General features: G+C 70.5%; 12 protein-coding genes. 8 read left to right on the top strand and 4 right to left on the bottom strand.

Translation table 11 applies throughout. The features are described from left to right. The 3 genes from JOE46_RS21535 to JOE46_RS21525 all read left to right on the top strand — a co-directional run bounded on the left by JOE46_RS21535 (position 1) and on the right by JOE46_RS21525 (position 3853). Positions 1 to 2508: a LuxR C-terminal-related transcriptional regulator gene (locus tag JOE46_RS21535; protein ID WP_307861322.1), complete on the top strand. Its 2508-nt coding sequence runs from the start codon at positions 1 to 3 to the stop codon at positions 2506 to 2508. A gap of 107 nt (positions 2509 to 2615) precedes the next feature. After that, on the top strand, positions 2616 to 3389 hold the full coding sequence (locus JOE46_RS21530) for a hypothetical protein (protein ID WP_245221138.1): 774 nt from the start codon (positions 2616 to 2618) through the stop codon (positions 3387 to 3389). Continuing rightward, complete coding sequence (locus tag JOE46_RS21525) at positions 3386 to 3853, top strand: RDD family protein (RefSeq protein WP_209928428.1); 468 nt, start codon at positions 3386 to 3388, stop codon at positions 3851 to 3853. Before JOE46_RS21530 ends, JOE46_RS21525 begins: the two co-directional genes overlap by 4 nt. A gap of 25 nt (positions 3854 to 3878) precedes the next feature. On the opposite strand, the gene JOE46_RS21520 is transcribed toward JOE46_RS21525, so the two are convergent. From JOE46_RS21520 to JOE46_RS21510, 3 genes are read right to left on the bottom strand one after another with little or no spacing between them, the layout of a single operon-like run. Continuing rightward, positions 3879 to 4394 carry a nitroreductase/quinone reductase family protein gene (locus JOE46_RS21520; RefSeq protein ID WP_209928426.1) on the bottom strand — a complete coding sequence of 172 codons (516 nt, stop codon included), beginning with the start codon at positions 4392 to 4394 and terminating at the stop codon, positions 3879 to 3881. 3 nt (positions 4395 to 4397) lie between these two features. Beyond that, the gene (locus JOE46_RS21515; protein ID WP_097210005.1) at positions 4398 to 5201 is read right to left on the bottom strand and encodes a family 1 encapsulin nanocompartment shell protein; all 804 of its coding nucleotides are present in this window, start codon (positions 5199 to 5201) and stop codon (positions 4398 to 4400) included. After that, on the bottom strand, positions 5198 to 6238 hold the full coding sequence (locus tag JOE46_RS21510) for a Dyp-type peroxidase (RefSeq protein ID WP_209928424.1): 1041 nt from the start codon (positions 6236 to 6238) through the stop codon (positions 5198 to 5200). Before JOE46_RS21510 ends, JOE46_RS21515 begins: the two co-directional genes overlap by 4 nt. Positions 6239 to 6409: 171 nt before the next feature. Between JOE46_RS21510 and JOE46_RS26875 the strand changes: the two genes are divergently transcribed. The 4 genes from JOE46_RS26875 to JOE46_RS21490 all read left to right on the top strand — a co-directional run bounded on the left by JOE46_RS26875 (position 6410) and on the right by JOE46_RS21490 (position 11982). After that, on the top strand, positions 6410 to 8146 hold the full coding sequence (locus JOE46_RS26875; protein WP_209928422.1) for an Hsp70 family protein: 1737 nt from the start codon (positions 6410 to 6412) through the stop codon (positions 8144 to 8146). Between the two features lie 32 nt (positions 8147 to 8178). Beyond that, positions 8179 to 9093: a DMT family transporter gene (locus tag JOE46_RS21500; RefSeq protein ID WP_209928420.1), complete on the top strand. Its 915-nt coding sequence runs from the start codon at positions 8179 to 8181 to the stop codon at positions 9091 to 9093. Positions 9094 to 9192: 99 nt separating this feature from the next. Then, positions 9193 to 10542, top strand: coding sequence for a S1 family peptidase (locus JOE46_RS21495; protein ID WP_209928418.1), 1350 nt, complete (start codon positions 9193 to 9195; stop codon positions 10540 to 10542). 141 nt (positions 10543 to 10683) lie between these two features. Further along, a complete protein-coding gene (locus tag JOE46_RS21490) occupies positions 10684 to 11982 on the top strand; it encodes a S1 family peptidase (RefSeq protein ID WP_209928417.1) in 1299 nt (432 codons plus the stop codon). Positions 11983 to 12437: 455 nt separating this feature from the next. Here the strand turns inward: JOE46_RS21490 and JOE46_RS21485 are convergent, their stop codons facing one another. Then, a complete protein-coding gene (locus tag JOE46_RS21485; RefSeq protein ID WP_209928415.1) occupies positions 12438 to 13115 on the bottom strand; it encodes an ammonium transporter in 678 nt (225 codons plus the stop codon). Between the two features lie 358 nt (positions 13116 to 13473). Here JOE46_RS21485 and JOE46_RS21480 point away from each other — a divergent pair, with 358 nt between their 5' ends. Continuing rightward, positions 13474 to 16737 (top strand): (Fe-S)-binding protein, encoded by a 3264-nt coding sequence (locus JOE46_RS21480; RefSeq protein WP_209928414.1) that lies wholly within the window; start codon positions 13474 to 13476, stop codon positions 16735 to 16737. Positions 16738 to 16857: the final 120 nt, after the last annotated feature.

Raw genomic sequence — 16857 nt, 5'->3', positions numbered from 1 at the left:
GTGACCGTGCTGACCTCCGAACCAACCGGCACCGCTGCGGCCACCCTCGCCGGAATGCCTGGGGCACAGGCGTTCCTCGCCGCCGCGCGAACGGGCACCCCGCACATGCTGATCCGCGGAACTGCTGGCAGTGGCAAATCGACCCTGCTCGCCACGATCCGAGACGAGCTGCGTGCCAACGGGACCGCCGTCGCCTCGACGGCGGGCGCAGACGTCGAACCCGGCGGCGCGCTGGTCGTCGACGACGCCCATCTGCTGCCCGACGCCGCGGTCGACGCGCTGACCCTGGCCGCGCACCGCCCGGACATCACCGTGATCGTCGCCACCGAACCGCGGCCGCACAGCCGCGCCCTGCGCTCGCTCGGCGATGCGCTCGGCTCACTGCCCCTCGACCCGATGACTACGCGGGACATCGTCGTCCGCGCGGAATCGACACTGGGCGTGCGACTTCCTATCGGTCTCGCCGCCGCGATCCTGCGGATCACCGGGGGCGGCGTGCAGAGCGTCGACGCGACGCTCGGCGCCCTGTCCCGCCTCGACCCCACCGAGCCGCGCACCCAGCCCGCTCTGGAACGGGCCCTCGACGCAGCGACGGCCGCACACCTGCGCCCCCGGCTCGCGGAGCTCGACGCGGACCTGTTGTGCACCCTGGCGATCGCCGCGATCGGCTCGGGGCCCGATCCCGTCGAACTCGTCCGGGTGCTGTCCGTCGACCCGACCGTGGCCCAGGACCTGATCGACCGGGCGCGCGGCACCGGACTGGTCACCCACACCCTCCTGCCCGTCGCCCGCGAACCGCTGGCCGCCGCGCTCGGAGCGCAGCGGCTGGCCCGGCTGCACGCCGACTCGCTGCGCGCGAAGCTGGCGGACGGCGCCCTCGATCTCCCCGCGGCCCGCGCCTACGGCGAGGCGGGCGTGACGGATCCGGAGCTGGCCGAGTTCCTCTGCAGCGCCGCCGAACACGCCGAGCCGCCGCTGGCCGCGAGCCTGTACGCGGAGGCCGTCCGCGCGGGCGCCGATCGGAACACCCTCGCCCTGCGCTGGTCCGAGGCGGCGGCGCTGAGCGCAGACTTGGACACCGCGGTCGGGCTCACCGACGGCCTGCTCGAACGGGCTGCAGACCTGACCGACACCGAACTCGCTGCGGCCGTTCGGATCGCGGCGAGCGTCGCCGCGCAGCAGGGCATGCTCGGCCGCAGCGCAGATCTCTACGAATGGCTCGGCCCGGCCCGCGTCGGCTCCGACGCACCCATCGCGGCCACGGTGCTGCTGGCCGCGGGACGGCCGGAGCGGGCCGAGGCGATGACGGACCGCCAGGCGGGCTCGCCCCCGACGTCGACGTCCGCGGGCGCAGCGCTGCTCGCGCAGGGCCTGCGACAGTCGATCGACGGCCGGGTTGCGATCGCGGTCAACTCGCTGACCCGTGGGCTGTCCCTGTCCGCCAACGGTTCCCGACCCCGGTTGCTACCCGACAGCGGTGCCGCCATCACCGCACTGGCGGGCATCGCGTGCGGCGAACTCGCGGGGGCACAGGCCGTGCTGCAGCGGGCACTGGACACCGAGCCTCGCGAGAGCATCACCCGTCAGCGGCACGAGTTGCTGCTGACCTGGATCGCCATGATCCGCGGCGACCTGGATGCCGCGACGGCCCGGCTCGATGCGATGCCGACGGACACCGAGCCCACCCCGCGCGACGCGCTGTTCATCGCGGCGCTGCGGGTCGGACTGGCCCGTCGCGTCGGTGACATCGGCGCCCTCACCCACTCGTGGGAGCGGGCACACGGCGTCATCGCAGAGCACTCGGCCGATCTCTTCAGCCTGCTCCCGCTCGGCGAACTGTGGCTGGGCGCGGCCAGACTGCGGGACACCGACCGACTCGCGCACCTCATCGAGCAGGCCAACGAACTGCTCACCCGGCTCGGCGAACCCACGCTGTGGGGCTCGCCCCTGCACTGGTACGGCGTGCAGGCCGCGATCCTGGCCGAGAGCCCGTCGGAACTGCTGCCGCACGCCAACGCCCTCGGTGTCGCGGCCGAGACCAGCCCGTACGCGGCGGGCCTCGCGGCCGCGGGCCGCGCCTGGCTTCGGGTGCTGCAGGGTGAGATCGACGCGACCGTGGTGGAACAGTCCGCGCGCACCCTGGACCGCATCGGGTTGCCATGGGACGGTGCCCGTCTCGCCAGCGAGGCCGCGCTCCGCGCCTCCGACACCAGGACCGCGACCACGCTGCTGCAGGTCGCGCGCTCCCTGCGACCCGCCGCGTCGTCGACGCCCGGCACGGTCGCGGGGACCGAGCGCGAACTCAGCGCGGGCCTGACCGACCGCGAGGCCGAGGTGGCGAACCTGTTGGTGATGGGCCTGACCTACCGGGACATCGGTGCCCGGCTGTTCATCTCGGCGAAAACCGTCGAGCACCACGTCGCCCGGATCCGCCGTCGCCTCGACGCCACCTCCCGCGCGGACATGCTGTCGATGCTGCGCGCCATGGGTCACGGCACGGAGAGCTGAGCACCGAGCCCGGGTCACGACCCCGACACAACCGGTGTCGTACCCACCTGTGACACCTATGATCACGACCTGACCTCTTCGCGTCAGACCCCGATCTGGGAGGGACCATGTCACCGGACCAGCACGTCACGCCCGCGCCGAGCCGGCCGCCGGCGAGCCTTCCCGGCGCAGACGTGGTTTTCGTGGCGATCGGCGCCGCGGTCACGGCGGCCGAGGTGGTGGGCGCGACGGCCCGTTTCGCCCTCGGCACCCTGCGCCGGGTGCCCGGATTGGCCCGGCGCCTCGACGCCACGACGGACGCGCTGCGGGCGCGCGGCGAGGAGGTCGCGCGGACCGCCGCCCCGACCGTCCAGGACCTGCTTCGCCTCGTGATCAGGGAGGTCGTCGCGGCGGCCCTGCTCGAGGTCGATCTCACCCGCCTCGTGCGCGAGAACGTCGACTTGAACCTGATCGCCGAGTCCCTCGATCTCGACCAGATCGCCGCCACCATCGACGTCGACAGCATCGCGGCCCGACTCGACGTGGACGCCGTGATCGGCAGGCTCGACCTGGACGGCATCGTCGACTCCGTCGACCTCGACAGGCAGATCGCGCGGGTGGACCTCGACGAGGTGGCGCGCCGGATCGACATCGACGCGATCATCGCCCGGATGGACCTCGTCGGCCTCGCCAACGACATCATCGAGGGCGTCGACCTGCCGGAGATCATCCGGGAGTCGACGGGTTCGCTGTCCTCCGAGGCGGTTCGCGGGGTCCGGAGCCAGGGCATGCAGGCCGACGACGCAGTCGCCGGCTTCGTGGGCAAGCTGTTCGGCCGCGGCTCAGGCCCGGACGACGAGGTGCCCATCGGCGGCGGCCGCCCCGGGGACCCGGCGCCGTGACCGAGCACCTCGATCAACCTCCGCACCGGCCCGCCGGGATCGTCACCCGCGCGATCGCCGCCGTGATCGACCTCGGGGTGGTCCTCGCGATCATCGGCATGACCTACCTGGGCCTGGCCCTGGTGCGATTGCTGTACTCCCCGCAGAACTTCCGGTTCCCCGAGCCGGCCTTTCTGGCCTCGGCGACCGTCACCCTCACCGTGTCGGTCGTGTACCTGACCGGCTGCTGGGTCACGACCGGACGCACCGTCGGCGCGGTGGCGATGGGGCTGCGGGTCGTCACCGCCAAGGGCCGGCTGCTCCGGTTGCCCCGCGCCGCCGTGCGGGCCGTGCTCTGCGTCCTGTTCGCCGTCGGCCTGCTGTGGGCGGCCGTCGACCCCAGGCGCCGGTCGTTGCAGGACATCGTCCTGCGGACCCGGGTCGTCTACGACTGGCGGAAGGAATCGAGCGAGCTCATCGGCTGAGTGGTGAGCCCTCGCGTCGTCGGGCTCAGCCGCCTGCCCCGGGTTCGAGCACCATCACCGGGATCCGCCGGTCGGTGGCGCGTTCTTTGTAGGCGGCACGGCTGGGATAGACCTCCAGGTCCATGCGCCACAGTCGCTCCCGCTCCTCCCCCTCCGCCTCGTAGGCGACCACCTGCCGGGGCTCACCGTCCGCGACGGTGACCGTGGCCTCGGGATGCTTGCGCAGATTGAAGTACCAGGCCGGGTTCGAATGCTGGCCGTAGTTCGAGGCGATCACCACGATCCGGTCCCCGTCCGGCATCCCCACCAGGGGGACGGTGCGGCTCGCCCCGCTCTTCGCCCCCGTGGTGGTGAGCATGACCAGCGGCAGTCCGGTGAGGAGGGTCGTCAAGGTGTTGCGCCCCTTGGTCAACCGGTAGACGGGGCCGTCGACGTGGTGAAGCGTGCGGGCGAAGAACCACGCCATCGGTTTGGTCCCGGCGAGGTCGCGCATCGCCCGGTACAGCAGGTTGACGTCGCGATACCTCGACGACCCCGACATCGGTCAGCGTCCCAGCACGACGGCGGCCTCCGCCGTCAACGACGAAAAGGTCAGCGTCTCTTCCAGGTACAGCGTCACCGACTCGGCGGTGTGGCTGTCGTACCCGATCGACAGGTCCGTCCCCAGAGTGAGCTGGTTGTCGCCGCCGCGGGTGGACAGCACGTAGCCGCCCGCCACCGCCGGGGCCCAGATGATGTCGCCGACGAGGTCCTTGAGGTGATGGAACACCGGGTGGCCCTCGTCCCTGGTCTCGCTCACCGCGGTGTAGGTATCCGCGTCGAGCACCAGGGAATACGGTCCCTCCACGCCTGCCAGTCGCAGCGCCGACAGCGCGGAGGCGACGGCGTCGGGGACCAGCAGCGGGTCCTCGGGCAGCGACAGCGGCGGGTTGCTGCTCGACGGCCCGAGGCCCACGATGCCGGCCTCCTCGAAGCCTGCGAAGACGGTGCGGTCCTCGGCGAACGCGATCGCCTTGGCCGCGTCCTTGACCGGCTGCCAGTCGGAGTCCAGAGACCCGCGGGCCACGTCGTCGATCTCCGCGCGGCTGAGCGTGAACGGGAAGCGCAGCTCGACGAGCGGGTGCACCTCGCGGAGCTGTGCCCGAATCCTGCTGTCCGATGCGGTGATCGAGCGCACCCGGCCGAGGTTGTGCGCGGAATAGGAGTACCCGAACGGCCCGGCCACGTCGACCACCCGGCGCCCGGCGACATGGCGCTTGAAGGTGCGCGCGGCCTCTTCGCCGATCTGCTCCCACGCGGCCTCGGTCACCGGCGCGAGGTTCCGGTGCAGATTGCTCGAATCAGTCATTGCGACACTCCTTTGAGATCACCGATTTTCAGGGACAGGTCGCGCGGCGCAACCTCTTCCGGCTCCGCTTCCTCGACGTCCGGCACGGGGACGTCGGCAAGCGCCTCCAACAGGTCCTGGCTCGGCACGAAGAACAGGGTGCCCGTCGCCGCCTCGGAGAAGTCCAGGATCCGGTCGTGGTTGCCGGGGGGATCGCCGAGGAACATGTGCCGCAGCATCAGCTCCGTGACGGCGGGGTCCTTCGCGTAACCGATGAAGTAGGTACCGAACTCGCCCGCGGAGAGAGAACCGAACGGCATGTTGTCGCGCAGGATCTCGTGCTCGGTCCCGTCGTCGTCGACGATGGTGTTGAGCGCGACGTGCGAGTTGCTCGGCAGGGCCGCGTCGTCGAGTTCGACGTTCTCGAGCTTCGTCCGCCCGATCACCCGCTCCTGCTCCTCGGTGCTCAGCTCGGCCCATGCGGCCATGTCGTGCAGGTACTTCTGGACGATCACGTAGCTGCCGCCCGTGAACGCGGGGTCCTCCGCCCCGATCAGGGCCGCCGCGCCCGCGCCCGCCCCTGTCGGGTTCTCCGTCCCGTCGACGAAGCCGAGCAGGTCGCGGGCGTCGAAGTAGCGGAACCCGTGCACCTCGTCCGCGACGGTCGCCGCGTCGCCGAGCGCAGCCAGGATCAGGCGCCCCAGCTCGAAACACAGGTCCGCACGGGAGGCCTTGATGTGGAACAGCACGTCCCCCGGGGTGGCAGGCGCGCTGTGCACCTCACCTCGCAGCGGGACGAAGGGATGCAGCCCGGCCGGTGTGGCGCCCGGCCCCACCCGATCCCAGAACTCCGAACCGAAACCCACCACGCAGGACAGGGACCCGGCGAGCTCCCGGAATCCCACCGCCCGGACCAGCGACCCCACGTCCGACGCCACGTCGCGGAGCGTGATCGCGTCCTCGGTGCCGGGGCCTGCCGTCATCACCAGGAAGAGGGCCGCCGCGCTGAGCGGCTCGAGGACCGGCTGCGGCACCGGTGGCGATTCGGGATCGGTCATATTTCTCCCAGTACCTCGCGCAGGGCCATGGGTCACCACCCCGCTTGCGTCGATGCTCTCCGGATCGAGCGTAGGCGAATAGATAGGCTGTCGCCCGAGATCGCGCGTCGGTCCGGCAGCGCGACGCGCGAACCCCCGGCGAGCGCGACAGCGATGAGATGGGGGAGAGACATGGCCGCGGGGCTTGGGCTGGGGGTCGGCGGCACCAACGCCGTTGCGGTCCTCCACACCATCGAAAGTCCTCGTACCGGCGCCGAGCCGGCCACCATCGCTCGCCGCGCGACGTTGCAGTTGACGGCGGCGGGCGAGGCGATACTCGGCTCACCCCTCGATGCGCCCGACGTCATCTCCGGGTTCGCCGCGCACGCAGGCGATCCGGCCGGACTCGTGATCGGCGACGGCTCCGCATACCTGGCCGAGGACCTGGTCGCCACCGCCATGCACAGCCTCGTGCACGAGGCGGCCGAGGCATTCCCCGGCCTGTCCGAACAGCCCGAGATCGTCGCAACCCACCCCGCACGCTGGTCCGACGCGACCGCGCAGTCGATGCGGGACGCCCTCGCACACGTCGGGCTGGCCGGGGTGACGCTGGTCCCCGAGCCGGTGGCCGCGGTGACCTGGCTCGAGGCGGCGCACGGCACGCTGGGCGACGCGATCGTCGCGGTCTTCGACCTCGGCGGCGCCGGGCTCGACATCTCCCTGGTGCGCACAGGCACGGATGCCGGGCTCCTCCGTCCGTCGACCTTCACCACCCGCTTCGGTGGCGACACCTTCGACCAGGCGATCCTCGAGCACGTACTGGGCTCGGCCGCCGGCGACCTCGGGCCGGTGGACCTGAGCGATCCGGCCACCCGGGCCGAGCTGTCGGTGCTGCGACGCCGATGCGCCGAGGCCAAGGAAGCACTGTCCACGGCGACCGAGACGCAGATCGCCGTCGAGCTCGCGGGCGCCACCGCCACCGTCACCCTGCTGCGCAGCGAGCTCGAGGAGCTGCTGGAATCGTCGATCACCGGATCGCTCGACCTCGTTGAGCAGACCATCAGCGCCCATGACCTGGCGCTGTCGGACGTGTGCGCGCTGCTGCTGACCGGCGGCGGATCCGCGATGCCGCTGGTGTCGCGACTGGCCGAGGCGACCGTCGGTCTGCCGACGGTGCTGCCGCCCCGGCCGGGATACACGGGCGCGCACGGCGCCGCGATCATCGCCGCGGGCGGTGCGGCGGGCGACGCTATCACCACGGCGGCCGCCGCGGCCACCGTCGCGGCGGTCCGCACCGACATCGATGGCGACGCCGACACCGTGATCATGCCCGCGGTCTCGGTCGCGGGCCCACCGACGGCGTTCACCGAGGCCGGCCCCGGCCGTCCGGTGCTCCCCGTCCTGTTGGACCCGGATCCGGTGCCGCTCGCTCCCGCCGCGGCGACGCCGATCGCCGCGGCGCCCCGCTTCCGGTTCCAACGCACCACGGCGATCACGGCGGCGGCCGGCGTGATCCTGGCCGTCGCGCTGGTCGGTCTGGTGGTGAGCCTGCGCTCCGCCGATGCCCCCGCGACCGCGGTCCCCGTCATCGCCCCGTCCGCGACTCCCAAGGTCACCGTCTCGCTTCGGCCGACCACCACGACGACCAAGGCGCCCGCGTCCACAACGGCCAGGAGCAGCAAGACATCGAGCCCCGCCTCGACCGCGCCCACCACCACCGTCGCCCCGACGACCCAGGCCCCGCCGCCCGTCGTCACGACGCCGCCCGCCCAGCCGAGCCCGTCTCACCGGCCGACCACGACCACCCCGAAGACGACCACGACAACCAAGCCCACCACGACGACCGAGGCGACCACCACAACGACCACGACCACCCCGGAGGCGACGGCCACCACGACCACCCCCGCCGACGGAGCGGCCGTCGCCTGACGCACCGGGCGCGAATTGCCTACGGTCACCCCATGACCAACACCCGTGCCACCACGCGTCTGGCGCTCGCCGCCGCCGGTGTCACCGTGGTCCTGTGGGCCTCCGCCTTCGTCTCGATCCGCAGCGCCGGGGCCGCCTACTCCCCCGGCGCGCTCGCCCTCGGTCGGCTGCTTTCCGGGGCTCTCGTCCTCGGTGCGGTCCTGCTGATCCGGCGGGAGGGGTTGCCGTCGCGGGCGGCCTGGAGGGGGATCGTGGTGTCCGGCCTCCTGTGGTTCGGCGTCTACATGGTGGCGCTCAACTGGGGTGAGCGGGAGGTCGACGCGGGTACGGCCGCGATGATCGTGAACATCGGGCCCATCCTGATCGCCCTGCTCGGCGCCCGGTTCCTCGGCGAGGCTCTGCCGCCCCGGCTGATCGCGGGCATGACGGTGTCCTTCGCAGGCGCGATCGCCGTCGGGCTGTCGATGTCCGGCGACGGGCAGTCCTCGGTCCTCGGCGTCCTGCTCTGCCTGTTGGCGGCCATCACGTATGCGGGCGGCGTCGTCGCACAGAAGCCCGCCCTGTCGCACGGCAGCGCGCTGCAGATCACGACCTTCGGGTGCCTCGTCGGCGCGGTGGCGTGTCTGCCGTTTGCCGGGCAGCTCGTCCACGAGGTGAGCCGGGCACCCCTCTCCGCGACGCTGAACATGGTGTACCTCGGGGTGTTCCCGACCGCCCTGGCCTTCACGACCTGGGCCTACGCCCTGGCCCGTACGACGGCGGGCCGCATGGGCGCGACGACCTACGCCGTGCCCGCTCTGGTCGTCGCCATGGCCTGGGTGTTCCTCGGCGAGCTGCCGGGGCTGCTCACGCTCGCGGGCGGGGCGCTGTGCCTGGCGGGCGTGGCCGTCTCGCGCTCCCGGCCGAAGCCCTCGAAGGCTCCGGCCGAGAGCGTCGAGACGGCATAGATGCGTTCGCCAACCGGTCTATCAGGCACACGGGCGGCAAAGCCACACTTGCCCTAAGGTGGAGCGCTGATACATCCGCGCTCTCGACGAAGGGTCTTCATGCGTCTCCCGCTGGCGTTCCGCGCCGCAATCCTCGCCTCGGCCACCCTGCTCCCGTTCTCCGCTATTGCACAGGCCGAACCGCATGAACCCCAGTCGAATTCGCCCGCCGAGGTCGCGCAGCAGCTGCCGGCAGAACTCGTCGACGCGATCGCCCGCGACCTGAAGCTGACCCCGCAGCAGTACATCGAGCGTGCCGAGGCCGCGCAGCGACTGGCCGGCTACGCGCAGACGCTGCGCGAGGGCAGCCCCGCCACCTACGCCGGTTCCTGGATGGGCGTCGACGGCGTCCCCGTCGTCGCGGTCACCACCACCGCCGAAGCGCAGCGGGTGGCCCGCGACGGCTATGCCACCCACCTCGCCGCGGTGTCCGCGAAGGATCTCGAGGGTTCGCTGGCAGAGGTCAACAAGTGGATCCTCGGGCTGCCGAAGGACGTCTCCTCGCAGATCAACTCCAGCTCGATCGACGTGCTGGAGAACCGGGTCGTCATCGACGTGGTGAACAGCCCCATCGGCCGGGCACTGAACCTGCCGACGCTGCTGGCCGGGCTGAAGGTCGTGCTGAGCCCCGGCGGCCAGCCGCCCGTCGACCCGCACGCGCAGGGCGGCGACACCTACATCAGCACTCCGCGCCCGATCGCCCGCGACATCGACCCGGGCGAGATCGGGGTCTGCTCGTTCGGCTTCAACGCCGTCGACGCCGCCGGTGCCCCCTACAACCTCAGCGCGGGCCACTGCGATCCCTCGCAGGAGAACACGAAGGTGCCCGCGGGCGCCCCGGTCTACCTGCCCGATTTCGCCGATGTCTCCCGCAGCACGCAGATCGGCGCCTTCCGGCACTCCGCGATGGGCGAGGCCGCGGGCGGCCTTGACTACTCGGTGATCAAGCTCAACGAGGCGGGCACCGCCGCCGGGCTGGACAAGCCGACCGTCCGCGGGGCCAACGGCACCACCGTCACCGTGACCGGCACGGCGCGTCCGGTCATCGGCGCGCCGATCTGCAAGTCCGGCCAGACCTCCACGTTCACCTGCGGCATGGTCCTCGCCGACAGCGTCGACGCCCCGCTGCACATGGCGGACGGCAGCACCCGCCTGGTCCGCGGGTTCGCGGGCTCCACCTGCACCCTCGGCGGCGATAGCGGCGGCGCCATCCTGACCGGGACCAGGGCCCTCGGCATCACCAGTGGCTCCAACTCCGGCGGTGCCCCGAATTGCACGGAGGCCAACCTCGTGCTGGCGCCCGAGGGCGGCACCGCGAGCATCGGCATCCCGATCGAGAAGATCGTGAACCACGCGAACGCGACTCTCGGCCTCGACCTGCAGGTCCGGGCCGGAAACGCGCGCCCCTGATACATCAGCGGCGCCGCCGCGGCGCCGAATCATCCGATGGTTTCCGGTAGGCAACGGCGGGCGTAACCCATATAGTCGCTACAACTGACCCGGCCTAAACGGATGGGTCATGCCCGCATGCCCTCAATCCGAAAGGTCCCCATGCGTAGCGTTCGCGCCCGCCGTGCCGCGATGATCGGCTCTGCGGCCCTCCTCCTGATCGCGCCCGGCGCGGCCCTCGCGCACGCGGAGCCCGCCGCCCCGGCGCCCGCGACCGCGCTGCCCGCCGACCTGGTTGCCGCGATCCAGCGCGATCTCGGCCTCAGCCCCGCCCAGTACCTCGACAAGGCCGAGGCCGGGCAGAAGCTGGTGGAGTTCGCCAACACGATGCGCGGGAAGTTCCCCGAGTCCTTCGCGGGCGCGTGGCTCGACCCGGCCGGCTCGCCGCTGATCGGTCTGGCGGACGGCCCGGACAAGGCAGCCGCCCGCGCGGCCGTCGAGGCAGCCGGTTACAAGGTGAAGGACCTGCCGCGCAGCGAGCGCGCGCTGCGCGATCAGCTCGGCCACATGAACAGCTGGATCGAGAAGCTCCCCGCACCGCTGTCCGGTCTCATCAGCGGCGCCGCGATCGACACGGTCAACAACGACGTCGTGTTGCGCGTCCAGAACACCGCCGAGGGCCAGGGTCTGCAGCTGCCCGACTTCCTGGAGTCCGCTCGCGTCGTGCTGGCCCCGGCGCTCGGCTCGTCCGCGCCGCCGGTCGCCGAGAGCCCCGTTGCCGCCGATGCCCGCCTCGGTGGTGACGCCTACGCCGCCGAGAACGCGGACGGTGCGTTCCGCTGCTCACTCGGCTTCAACGGCACGGACGGTTCCGGCCGCGCGGTGAACATCTCCGCCGGACACTGCGACCCGAACCGCGATGCCGCGGGCACCGGCGCCGCCTCGATCGCCTTCGAGACGCACGGCGCCGCGTTCGGCGATCGCTTCGGTACCTTCGCCAAGTCGACCGTCGAGGGCCTCGACTACTCGGTGATCAAGATCGACGACGCCGCCACCAAGCGGTTCGAGAACAACTTCGTCCGCGCCCCCGGCGCGAACCCGGTGCCGATCACCGGCACCGCCGATCCCGTGGTCGGGGCGCCGGTGTGCAAGTCCGGCCTCACCACCGGCTTCAGCTGCGGCACCATCAACTCCGTCAACCAGATCGTGGACGTCGGAACCCGCACCCTGAAGAACGGCTTCACCGCGAACATCTGTGCGCTGCAGGGTGACAGCGGCGGCGCCATCGTGACCGGCACCAGGGCGCTTGGCATCTCGAGCGCCTCCAACGTGGGCGACATGATGTACTGCGAGCTGGCCTCCGTGGTCACCACGCTGGTCGGTGACAGCCCCCAGCTGTACGGGACGCCGATCAACGCGATCCTCGCGGCCAACCCGGGCCTGAAGGTCCGCACGGGCTAGATCGAGGATTCACGGCCTCACGAAAAGGGGCCTCGGACGCAGACTTTCGCGTTCGAGGCCCCTTTTCGCATTCCGGGGTAACACCCCACCGAACCGCGGGTTAACGGTAGAATCCCGTTGTTCCTGGGGCGGGGAGGATTGCGCGCGCCAGCGACAACCTGACTGGGGGGCCCAGTCAGAACATTGCCGGGCACTCGCGCCGGCGTACAGAAGGAAGTTCCATGGAGGATCTGCTCCCTATCGTGATGAAGTCGTTCGGCTACATCGTCACCATCGCAACGAACGCGGGCACCGCGTCCTGAGCGACTGAGAGGGTGCGGACCGCTGGTCCGCACCCTCCACGCTCGCGACCTCGGCGACCCCACTCGGGCGGCGCCATCCACGAGGCCACGACAAACGAAAGCGGCCCGTCCCCTCCGTAGAGGTGACGGGCCGCTTTCGTTGCTCTGCGAGTACTACTTCTGCAGGTGCTCGGCGTACATGCTCGTGCCCGGCTCGGCGAGCAGGGTCTGGCCCAGGCCGATGCCGGCGGCGATCAGGGTCGGTCCACCGACGAGGATGGTTCCGGCGATGCCACCGATGCCTGCGCCCGCGACGGTCCCGACGGCGGGCATGATGAACGTGCCGACGACTGCACCGATGATGGTGCCGATCAGACCACCGGAGGCGGTGGCAACCGCGAGCTGCGCACTGAAGGTCTGCTGCGCACTCAGGTTCTCGGCCGGCGAGGCGATGTCCTTGATCGCGATGTTGCCGACGGTACGGTCGCCGCGATCGGCCGGGGTGACCGGCTTGGCCTTGCCCAGGTCGAAGATCGGGGTCAGGGTGACGGTCTTTCCGTCCTCGCTGATCTTCTGCTCCATCGGGAACTTAAGGCTGTTGAGCTGGAACGCCAGCGGCAGGCTGACGACGGCCTTGCCCGCGTTGTCCTGCAGCTCGATGTTCTGGCCATCGCCGGAGACCTTGAAGCCGCCCGCGTCGATGGTCGTCACGACCGACTGTCCCTCGACCTTCGAGCTCCAGTCGATGGTCTCGGGCGCGGGCGCAGCCGGTGCCGCGTACGAGGTGCCCGCACCCACACCCAGCGCCGCGATCGCCATAAGCGACGTCGCCGCGAACTTCTTCAGCCTCATCTACAAATCCCCTCTGGAAACCAAAATTGACACATGGGTCACAACACAGTCTCGGTGGACACTAATCTGTGATTCTTCTGAGAACAAGGCGCAGCAATTGCCCGCCGACCCCTTCGTTCCGCTCACTTCTCCGCAGGTCATCCAGCGAAGTTAGGTTGACCTGCACTGAACCCCCAAAAGGGGCACAAATTACGGTGAGCGTGAGAACTCCTGTGCCTCGCGTCGACCCCTCGGCGATGCGACCATGGACTCGACGTTGGCTCGGGATGCTACCGACGAGTAACTTAGCTGTGACAAGCCCCGAGGCTCCGCCCGAGAAGTTCGTTGGCGTTGCCGTCGTAGAAGGAAAGGCCGTGACATGAACGCCCTGACGATCACGTTGGGCACGATCGGCGCACTGCTCAGCCTTGTGTGTTGGGCCTCATTCTTGAGTGGGGCCTGGACCATGGGGAAGACGGTGCAGCTCGGTCAACCAGCCCCGGACCGCTGGCGCCCGTTCGTCCCCCGCTTCAAGCAGATGATCATCGAGTTCATCGCGCACACCCGGATGCAGAAGTTCCGCACCGTGGGCTGGGCGCACTGGCTCGTGATGATCGGCTTCCTCGGCGGCTTCCTGTTGTGGTTCGAGGCCTATGGCCAGACCTTCAACCCGGAGTTCCACTGGCCGATCTTCGGTGACACCTGGATGTGGCACCTCTGGGACGAGCTCCTCGGCATCGGCACCATCGTCGGCATCACGGTGCTGATCGTGATCCGCCAGCTCAACCACCCGCGGATCCCGGAGCGGCTCTCGCGCTTCGGCGGCTCGAAGTTCGGCCCGGCCTACTTCGTCGAGATCGTCGTGTTCGTCGAGGGCCTCGGCATGGTCATGGTGAAGGCAGGCAAGATCGCCACCTACGGCCACGCCAACCCGTGGACCGACTTCTTCACCATGAACGTCGCCAAGCTGCTGCCCGCCAGCGCGGTCATGGTCTCGATCTTCGCGTTCGTCAAGCTGATGTCCGGCATGATCTGGCTGTACGTGGTCGGTCGCAACATCACCTGGGGTGTCGCCTGGCACCGCTTCTCCGCGTTCCCGAACATCTACTTCAAGCGTGAGGACGACGGCGCCGTCGCCCTCGGCGCCGCGAAGCCGATGATGTCCAAGGGCAAGGCCCTGACCATGGACAACGTCGACCCCGACACCGACACCCTCGGCGCCGGTCAGATCGAGGACTTCTCCTGGAAGGGCTGGCTCGACTTCACCACCTGCACAGAGTGCGGCCGCTGCCAGTCACAGTGCCCCGCCTGGAACACCGGCAAGCCGCTCTCGCCGAAGCTGCTGATCATGTCGCTGCGAGACCACGGCTACGCGAAGGCGCCCTATCTTTTGGCCGGCGGCCGCAAGGACATGGGTGGCGACGAGGTCGGATTGGTCGACGCCGACGGCAACGTCAACGAGGCCGCGCTGGCAAAGATCCCCGAGGCCGCGCTCACCGAGGCCGGCCGCAAGCTGGTCGGCGAGACCGTCGAGGGCGAGCTGGCTCCGGTCATCGACCTCGAGACCCTGTGGTCGTGCACCAACTGCGGCGCCTGCGTCGAGCAGTGCCCCGTCGACATCGAGCACGTCGACCACATCATCGACATGCGCCGCTACCAGGTGCTCATCGAGTCGGAGTTCCCGTCCGAGCTGGCCGGGCTGTTCAAGAACCTCGAGAACAAGGGCAACCCCTGGGGCCAGAACTCCAAGGACCGCCTCAACTGGATCAACGAGATGGACTTCGAGATCCCCGTCTACGGCAAGGACGCCGACACCTTCGAGGACTACGAATACCTGTTCTGGGTCGGCTGCGCCGGCGCCTACGAGGACCGCGCCAAGAAGACCACCAAGGCCGTCGCCGAACTGCTCGCCACCGCGGGCGTGAAGTTCATGGTCCTCGGCGCCGACGAAACCTGCACCGGTGACTCCGCTCGCCGCGCCGGCAACGAGTTCCTGTTCCAGCAGCTCGCGATGCAGAACATCGAGACACTCAACAACGTCTTCGACGGTATCGAACAGTCCAAGCGCAAGATCGTCGTCACCTGCGCGCACTGCTTCAACGCGCTCGGCAACGAGTACCCGGAGGTGGGCGGCGACTACGAGGTCGTGCACCACACCCAGCTGCTCAACCGCCTGGTGCGGCAGAAGAAGCTGATCCCCGTCGCCTCGGTCAACGAGGACGTCACCTACCACGACCCGTGCTTCCTCGGCCGCCACAACAAGGTCTACGACGCGCCCCGTGAACTGATGGCCGCCACCGGCAGCAACCTCAAGGAAATGCCGCGGCACGGCGAACGATCCATGTGCTGTGGCGCCGGCGGTGCGCGCATGTGGATGGAAGAGAACATCGGCAAGCGCATCAACGTCGACCGCGTCGACGAAGCGCTGTCCACGGATCCGAAGAAGATCGCCACCGGCTGCCCCTTCTGCCGCGTCATGCTCACCGACGGCGTCACCGCACGCCAGGAATCGGGCCAGGGCGAAGGCGTCGAGGTCGTCGACGTCGCGCAGATGATGCTCGAATCCATCACCCGCCTCGAACCCGCGACACTGACCGCGAACATCAAGGTCGAACCCCGAGAGAAGGCACCGGCACCCGCCGCCGAGACCGCCCCGGTCGCGGAGGCAGCTCCGGTTGCCGAGGCTGCTGCTGCTCCCGCCGCCGCGAAGCCCGCGGTCAAGGGACTGGGCATGAAGGGCCTCGCCAAGGCCCCGGGCGCGAAGGCACCGGGCGCCAAGCCCGCCGCTGCCGCTCCCGCCGCCGAGGCTGCTCCTGCCTCCAAGCCCCCGGTCAAGGGTCTGGGCATGAAGGGTCTCGCGAAGGCCCCTGGTGCGAAGGCTCCGGGCGCCAAGCCCGCCGCTGCCGCTCCCGCCGCCGAGGCTGCTCCTGCCGCCGAGACCGCTGCGGCTCCGGCCGCCGCTCCGAAGGGCCTCGGCCTCAAGGGTGGCGCGAAGGCACCGGGCAAGGGTCTGGGCATGAAGGGTGGGGCCAAGGCTCCGGGCGCCAAGCCCGCCGCCGCTCCCGCCGCCGAGGCCGCTCCGGCCGCCGCCGAGGCACCCGCTGCCGAGGCCGCTGCTCCCGTCGCCAAGCCGAAGGGTCTGGGCCTCGCGTCCGGCGCCAAGGCTCCCGGCAAGGGTCTGCAGATGAAGGGTGGGGCCAAGGCTCCCGGCGCCAAGGCTGCCGCTCCGGCCGCCGCCGCTCCGGCCGCCGCCGCACCGGCACCTGCCGCCGAGGCTCCGGTTGCCGAGGCTCCGGTTGCTGAGGCACCGGCACCTGCCGCGCCGCCGCAGCCGAAGGCGGGCGGGCTCGGATTCAAGGCCGGCGCCAAGGCCCCGGGTGCGCGCAAGGCCGCCCCGGCCGCCGCCGCGCCCGCGGCTCCGGCCCCGGCTGCCCCCGCCGCCGAGAGTGCACCTGCCGAGGCCGCACCGGCCGTCGAGAGTGCACCTGCCGACGAGGCTCCCTCCGCCAACGGTGCACCGGAGGCCAATGGTGCTCCTGCCGACAACGGTGCACCTGCCGCTGAGGCCGCTCCGCTGCCCCAGCCGAAGGCGGGCGGACTCGGGTTCAAGGCCGGCGCCAAGGCCCCGGGCCGCAAGAAGTAGCAACACCCAGCAACGCGCCCCCACCGACTCTCGGTGGGGGCGCGTTCTGTTTGGCCGCACACCTTTTGGCAAGTTCGCACCCCCGTTGGGCGCCCAAACCCAGTGCGACCTTGGCAACGG

Origin of the sequence: Rhodococcus sp. PvR099, from assembly GCF_017833315.1 — a bacterium.
Taxonomy (GTDB): Bacteria; Actinomycetota; Actinomycetes; order Mycobacteriales; family Mycobacteriaceae; genus Rhodococcus_G; species Rhodococcus_G oryzae.
This window is presented reverse-complemented; position numbering and strand designations above follow the sequence as displayed.

Bases quoted from the DNA above. Each gene is read 5' to 3' on its own strand.
- JOE46_RS21530 (WP_245221138.1), top strand. From the start codon at position 2,616: ATGTCACCGGACCAGCACGTCACGCCCGCGCCGAGCCGGCCGCCGGCG.
- JOE46_RS21520 (WP_209928426.1), bottom strand. From the start codon at position 4,394: ATGTCGGGGTCGTCGAGGTATCGCGACGTCAACCTGCTGTACCGGGCG.
- JOE46_RS21515 (WP_097210005.1), bottom strand. From the start codon at position 5,201: ATGACTGATTCGAGCAATCTGCACCGGAACCTCGCGCCGGTGACCGAG.
- JOE46_RS21510 (WP_209928424.1), bottom strand. From the start codon at position 6,238: ATGACCGATCCCGAATCGCCACCGGTGCCGCAGCCGGTCCTCGAGCCG.
- JOE46_RS26875 (WP_209928422.1), top strand. From the start codon at position 6,410: ATGGCCGCGGGGCTTGGGCTGGGGGTCGGCGGCACCAACGCCGTTGCG.
- JOE46_RS21500 (WP_209928420.1), top strand. From the start codon at position 8,179: ATGACCAACACCCGTGCCACCACGCGTCTGGCGCTCGCCGCCGCCGGT.
- JOE46_RS21495 (WP_209928418.1), top strand. From the start codon at position 9,193: ATGCGTCTCCCGCTGGCGTTCCGCGCCGCAATCCTCGCCTCGGCCACC.
- JOE46_RS21490 (WP_209928417.1), top strand. From the start codon at position 10,684: ATGCGTAGCGTTCGCGCCCGCCGTGCCGCGATGATCGGCTCTGCGGCC.
- JOE46_RS21485 (WP_209928415.1), bottom strand. From the start codon at position 13,115: ATGAGGCTGAAGAAGTTCGCGGCGACGTCGCTTATGGCGATCGCGGCG.
- JOE46_RS21480 (WP_209928414.1), top strand. From the start codon at position 13,474: ATGAACGCCCTGACGATCACGTTGGGCACGATCGGCGCACTGCTCAGC.